Raw genomic sequence first — 6,085 nt, forward strand, 5'->3', positions numbered from 1 at the left:
CGGAGACATTTATTTCGCACAAATTGAGCAGTCCTAATTGCTTCATCAATGGCTTGGTATTGAGTTGTTTTCCCTTGAGCTTTAAATTCTAAAACTATCATTTGACTCGGAAAACCTCTACGTCAATTAGTTTAACGCAATTCGAGTCTAAACGGAAATCGAGACGGCGACTAAAGTCGCTTATCGACTTATCCCCATGTCTAAAGCCAGGGGCTTGCGTCTCGCTTTTCGGTCAGCGCTTATCTCAATTTTATAGGTAACGGCTAGAGCGTCGGGAACAGGGAGAATGGGAGAAATATGAAAGACAATTTCTCCCGTTCTCCCCCTCCCCCGCTCTCCCGTTCTCCCCCTCTCCCTCTTCCCCTAGCCCCTAACCCCTAACCCCTAACCCCTCTAAAAGGGATTGAACTGCAACGAGAAATACAATCCCTTTTCCTGCAAAGTCCTTTCCTCACCACCGAGATCGATCAGGGGGATACCGTAATCTATACGAGCTCGCATCCGATCGCCCATTTGCCACTGTACCCCCACACCGACAGATGCTAGGTTATTGGTTTCTGGATTGACTCTGCCAGAACTGTTCCATACTTTACCGACATCCACAAACGGAATGACTTGCAAAAGACCGCGCCCTTCCGAGAGGCGATAAATGGGAAAGCGGACTTCCGCAGAAGCAAAAACGCCATTATCCGTGAGTAAGGCGTCTTGACGATATCCGCGCACGCTTTCAAAACCACCCAAACCAAACTGCTCTAATGGTAAAAGAGCGCGATCGGCTAACTGCATATCTGCACGCAGCAACAGCAAAGGGGAATTAGTCGTATCTCTTCCTCGTCCTCCCAGCAGACGCAACCATTGCGCCTGTCCCCGCCAACCGACAAATCGGCTATCTGGATAGCTTTCGTTAATCGAGGCGTCAAAAGCACCTATGCCAAAATTGAACTGCGATCGAGCGGCGAATACAGATTGACTGCTTCGCTGCGTCCATTCTTGGAAAACCCGGATCGCCGAAATGCGCGTGCGCCCCTCGTCATCCGCACCGGGAGAAAGCTGGAAAGGCTCATCTAAAAGGAAAGTCTTGCTTTCTCGCCGAGAAGCGGTCACACCCACGGCGAATTCTTGAGTAGGAGTTTGAATAATTGGTTGGCGGTATGTCAGTTCGTAGTCGCGGGAAGCCGCCTCAATATCAACTTGGTCGAAAGGTTCTTCGATGATACTGCTTTTTGTGTAACCAAAGCTGAAACGGAGGGTGCCGTTACGGGCGTTGATGGGATAAGTATAGCTGGCATCGAATTCGTGACTGCCGGTAGTATTGGCATAGGACAAGGCCAAAGCATCTCCCTGTCCCAGCAAGTTAGCTTCGGTAAACGCCACTCCTCGCCGTAAAGTACCCACGCTAGGCGAACGACCGTTATCGAAAGTGATCTGAAGGTCTTCGGTTGGGGCTGGTCGTACTGTCACTTCCAGTACACTAGATCCGGGACGCGATCCCGCTGAAAGTTCTGCGGAAATATTTCTGATTAAGGGATTGAGTTGCAGCAGTTGCAGAGATTGCAGCAGGCGGTTGACATTCAGCGGCTTATCTGCACCCAAGGCAACCCGCGATCGCACATAGTTAGCATTCAACCGCCCAGTACCGGTAACTCGGATTTCTTCCACAACACCTTCCACCACCTGAATCTTGACAACGCCGCCGTTGAGTGCTTGGGGTGGAATAAAAGCACCAGATGTGATGTATCCCTTGCTGACGTACAGTTGCGTTACCGCAGAACGCGCTTGCAGCAGCTGGGCAAAGGAAACATCGCCCAGAAATGGTTTAGTAACTTCAGCTAATTCTCGATCGCTCAAGGCTGTATTGCCCTCGAACTCGAACCGTTCCACTTTGATGGTACTGGGAAGGTCACTGGGGGCAGGTTCTGTAGGTGCCGTATTTGAGGGAGTTGATGGTTGCAGCAGTTCGGAAGGTGGTGGTAGCGGTGCGGGCGTTGGTAGTGGCGGTAAAGGCGGCGGTGTTGGCGGAGTGGGAAGCACCGGATTCGGTACTTGGCTGGGATTTGGTGTCAGAGTCTGTGCTTTCAGCCCTTCAGCGTACAAACTGCCGATTAAGGCTACCAGACTTAAGGCGAGATAGGATGCAGCGTTAGAAGGTAAAAGCGTTCCCAAGGTTTGCCCGGTTACGGCGGCAAAAGGCAAAAGAGAAAGATTTTGTTTTTCTTTTGTCTTGTTAGTTTCCTTAAGTTTTAAGTTTTTAGTGTGGTTTTTGGGGTGCATTGCAAAAAGCTGGTATTACTTCTGGACTATAAATGTAACGGTAGGCACCTTCAACAGGGAATTTTAATTCTTCCTTGGAGTTTATCATCATTGACTTTCTACCATTAAAGCCAGAAATAAAGCTTTACTGCCAGTAGGATCGGGAATATGCAATAAGATACGTAAAAATTTTCGCTCGTTGCTATTTTCTGTGTCGATCGCCCTTTTATTGCCTTGAGGGTTGAGTGTATAATTTATTCCCACACTCGCAAAAGCGAACGGTTGCGCTGTAGCAGGCGTAGCTGACTGCTAATCGGAAAATCGAAACACACCCAGCAATCTCGCAGCGTTCCACAACTTGCCCGCTCAAAAATACAGAATAATTTGCAGTCAGCTTAGCACAAGTAATTTTTTACAACCCTCGCGGGTTTCTAGGCAATATGGGCAAGTTTGATGGCCCCAGCGGTGGCGTTTGGGGTACGGGAATAGGCCGATCGAGCAGCGGTGAAGTTCTGCGGGGCGCTACACTGGAAGGGTAAAAATCCTGTGGGCGATCGCTCCCATCAATGCAGGTTCTCATCACTTGCGACACAGAAATATCCACTTCCCTATGCAATCCCACCACGCAATCAGCAAAGCGCACCGGTAACAAACTGCGGCGGCAATTATCCAAAACGTCTGGAGCCGATGCGTTTTGAGTGCGGTTGCTGATATTTACCACGCAGGTTGCCAGGTCGCGGGGTCGTCGCACCGTCACGCAAGTGGAAAGGGCATCCACCGCCGCAATGTTCGTTTGCTGATTTATCCCCATAACGCATCTGGTTAAATCTTCCGGATACAGCGATGCTGCACAGGCGTCTGCCGCTACCGCTGCGGGTATATCCGCACGCACCATCTCGTAGGCACATCTTCGGAACTCGTTCCGCGTCACTGCTCCAGCCGGATTGCTGGGTATAGCGTAAGGCAATAAACACAGTGTCGCCAAGGGTGTAGCCCAACAGCGAATTAAACGAGACAATTTATTGGAAAAACTCTTTCCCATCATGGTTAAAGTTAGATAAACCTCTGCCAATATAAACTACCCTACCCCGCCTGACGGCTGGGGGTAGGGTTTTCAGTAGCCCTAAGCACAACGTCCTGCAATGAACAAAACAATAGCAGATTCGATCTATCTTGTTGATATTTGCACTAAAAGTTTGCGATACTGGAAAGTCTGGCTATTATATTGAGGATCTAGAGAGGAAGCGAGATGTCGCGATACAGAGGCCCACGCCTCAGAGTTGTTCGTCGCTTGGGAGACTTACCCGGCTTAACTCGGAAGTCGCCAAGACGTGCTTATCCACCCGGTCAGCACGGTCAGAACCGCAAGAAGCGTTCTGAATATGCTATTCGTTTAGAAGAAAAGCAAAAGCTTCGCTTTAACTATGGTTTAACCGAAACCCAGCTGCTGCGCTACGTCCGCAGAGCCCGTCGCGTTACCGGTTCCACCGGACAGGTGCTGTTGCAGTTGCTGGAAATGCGCCTGGATAATACGGTGTTCCGTATGGGTATGGCTCCCACCATCCCAGCAGCCCGCCAGCTGGTAAATCACGGTCACATCACAGTGAACGGTCGCGTAGTCAACATTCCCAGCTACAGTTGCAGACCCGGAGAAACGATCGGTGTCAGAGACAGGGAAAAATCCCGCAAGCTGGTGGAAGCTAACCTGCAATACCCCGGTTTGGCAAACCTACCCAGCCATTTGGAGTTTGATAAAAACAAGCTTGTTGGCAAAGTTAACGGTCTGGTCGAACGCGAATGGGTGGCGCTACAAATCAACGAGCTGCTGGTGGTTGAATACTACTCGCGGCAAGCCTAAGGATTTTCGATTTCGGATTTTGGATTTTAAATTCAATCCAAAATCCAAAATCCAAAATCTAAAATTCTTTCAGCCGCCAATTTGCGACATGGTGCGGGAATAAGCACCAGTCGTTCCCGAATAGCGCTGTTTGAAGTTAATCTCTGGTTTAATCGCCAGTAGCTGAAAAACTCGATCGCGTAATTCATCCGTGCTAACACCAGCGCGGAGTGCGCTCTTTAGGTCAATTTGTCCGCTTTCGTTTAACAAACACGGACGCAACCAACCATCTGCCGAAAGGCGCATCCGATTACAGCGATCGCAAAAACATTCTGACATCTGGCTGATAAATCCCAACGTCCCCTTCGCTCCCGGTATCTGGAACACATCGGCAGGGCCATTACCGCGAACTTGCCCTTCTGTCAAGCCCCAGCGAGCGCGGATGCGCTGTCGTAACTCTTCGGAAGACACCCAACCGCGATTACCGAATAGTTCGCCATTGCCAATCGGCATAAATTCAATAAAACGAACGTGCCATTCTCGATCGAAGGTGAGAGCTGCTAAATCGAGAACTTCGCGATCGTTCACATCCGGAATTATAACTACGTTCAATTTGAGGGGATCGAACCCTACCCGATACGCAGCTTGAATGCCCTCCCAAACCTCCTGCCAGCGCGATCGACCGCGATTGCCGACGATTTTATCAAAAGTATCCGGGTTGAGGGAATCCAGACTGATATTAATGCGTCGCAAACCGGCATCGTACAAATCTTGCGCCATTCCAGCGAGTAAAAACCCGTTGGTAGTCATCGAGATATCTTGAGTTTCGGGAAAAGATGCGATCGCCCTTACCAACTCTACAACGTTCTGACGCAGCAAAGGCTCTCCTCCTGTCAGGCGAAATCGCGTAAATCCCACAGGTACAAACACTTCCTCAATCAGGGTGAGCAGTTCTTCGTCGGTCAACAGGTGTTGCTGCAAGATGTAGTTTAGCTCTGCCCCTTCCGGCATACAATACTGACACCGGAAATTGCAGCGATCGATTAAGCTAATCCGGAGGTAATCAACTTGGTTCATGTTTTGATTTTGCTCAGTTTGCTGTACCTAAAGAAGCCTCGCCCCAACGCGGGTTTTCTGATGTAGCCAGAAAAAAAGGGATTTGCGTATATTTTCAGGCTTAATGACTATGGTAGAACTGTTATGAAAGATAAGGGTGTTGTGTGCGATCGCCTTTCCCGATTGCTCATAAAACTTATGCAAAATTTGAAATAATATCCTGTCCGGTAGCATCGGTAGTACCTGAATCATGTTGAGGATGGTCTGCACTGAATCGTTGGTTAAATTTTCATATACTTCTCGATCGGGTTATACTTAATAAAATAAACAAATTTAAGCAGATGTTGTCGTGTACGCACTCAAAAGAGAATTAAAACTAAATAATCGAGAAACCTCTCTCATGCGCGGCGGGGCTGGGTATCGCAGGTTTGTTTATAACTTTGGACTCGAACTCCTCACAGCAAGTTGGGGATTTGAAAATATCCCAGCCAGTGACTCTAAGCGCATTGATGCGATTAAAAAAATCTTCACACAAGTGGTAATGAAAAGGTCTGAATATGCGTGGATGAAAAAATACACTTCCACCGTATATCAGTCAGCTTTTCAAGACTTGAAAAATGCTTTCAATCGATGGCGTAAAGGCTCAGCAGAGTTCCCAAAAAAGCAAACTAAAAAACAAGGGGACTCGTTTACTGTTTATAAAACTTCCGGGGTTTATCCAGCCAAAGGTAAACCAGCACTACCTTTCACGAATAGAGTGGTAATAGAGGCCGGTAAAAAAATCAAATTACCCGGCTTAAAAACATTTAGACTAAAGGAGAAGATAGATTTTACCTGTAGTTCTCAGACATTTACTGTGTCGAGAACGGCTGATAAGTGGTTTGTCTCTTTTGTTTTGTCTGCTTTAAAAATTCCGCCGCTTTATCATCCGATTGCCAAAGT

General features: G+C 48.2%; 5 protein-coding genes and 2 pseudogenes. 2 read left to right on the top strand and 5 right to left on the bottom strand.

The genetic code is table 11. The features are described 5' to 3' along the window. From H6G03_RS38580 to H6G03_RS36635, 4 genes and pseudogenes are all read right to left on the bottom strand, one after another. Positions 1–101, bottom strand: a pseudogene (locus H6G03_RS38580) (transposase); the annotation flags it as partial. A 292-nt stretch (positions 102–393) separates the two neighbouring features. Further along, positions 394–2,271 (bottom strand): ShlB/FhaC/HecB family hemolysin secretion/activation protein, encoded by a 1,878-nt coding sequence (locus tag H6G03_RS36625; RefSeq protein ID WP_190475782.1) that lies wholly within the window; start codon positions 2,269–2,271, stop codon positions 394–396. Positions 2,272–2,358: 87 nt separating this feature from the next. Further along, a complete protein-coding gene (locus H6G03_RS36630; RefSeq protein WP_190475784.1) occupies positions 2,359–2,514 on the bottom strand; it encodes a hypothetical protein in 156 nt (51 codons plus the stop codon). A 148-nt stretch (positions 2,515–2,662) separates the two neighbouring features. After that, positions 2,663–3,268 carry a hypothetical protein gene (locus H6G03_RS36635; RefSeq protein WP_191056515.1) on the bottom strand — a complete coding sequence of 202 codons (606 nt, stop codon included), beginning with the start codon at positions 3,266–3,268 and terminating at the stop codon, positions 2,663–2,665. Between the two features lie 231 nt (positions 3,269–3,499). Between H6G03_RS36635 and rpsD the strand changes: the two genes are divergently transcribed. Then, a complete protein-coding gene (rpsD, locus tag H6G03_RS36640; protein WP_190475788.1) occupies positions 3,500–4,108 on the top strand; it encodes a 30S ribosomal protein S4 in 609 nt (202 codons plus the stop codon). A gap of 69 nt (positions 4,109–4,177) precedes the next feature. Here rpsD and moaA read toward each other — a convergent pair whose 3' ends face one another. Next, positions 4,178–5,164 carry a GTP 3',8-cyclase MoaA gene (gene moaA / locus H6G03_RS36645; RefSeq protein WP_190475790.1) on the bottom strand — a complete coding sequence of 329 codons (987 nt, stop codon included), beginning with the start codon at positions 5,162–5,164 and terminating at the stop codon, positions 4,178–4,180. A gap of 328 nt (positions 5,165–5,492) precedes the next feature. Between moaA and H6G03_RS36650 the strand changes: the two are divergent. Then, positions 5,493–6,085, top strand: a pseudogene (locus H6G03_RS36650) (RNA-guided endonuclease InsQ/TnpB family protein); the annotation flags it as partial.

It is taken from the genome of Aerosakkonema funiforme FACHB-1375 (assembly GCF_014696265.1).
In the GTDB taxonomy this organism is placed as follows: Bacteria; Cyanobacteriota; Cyanobacteriia; order Cyanobacteriales; family Aerosakkonemataceae; genus Aerosakkonema; species Aerosakkonema funiforme_A.

Excerpts from the sequence above, each read along its gene's own strand:
- H6G03_RS36625 (WP_190475782.1), bottom strand. The coding sequence starts at position 2,271 with ATGCACCCCAAAAACCACACTAAAAACTTAAAACTTAAGGAAACTAAC.
- rpsD (WP_190475788.1), top strand. The coding sequence starts at position 3,500 with ATGTCGCGATACAGAGGCCCACGCCTCAGAGTTGTTCGTCGCTTGGGA.
- moaA (WP_190475790.1), bottom strand. The coding sequence starts at position 5,164 with ATGAACCAAGTTGATTACCTCCGGATTAGCTTAATCGATCGCTGCAAT.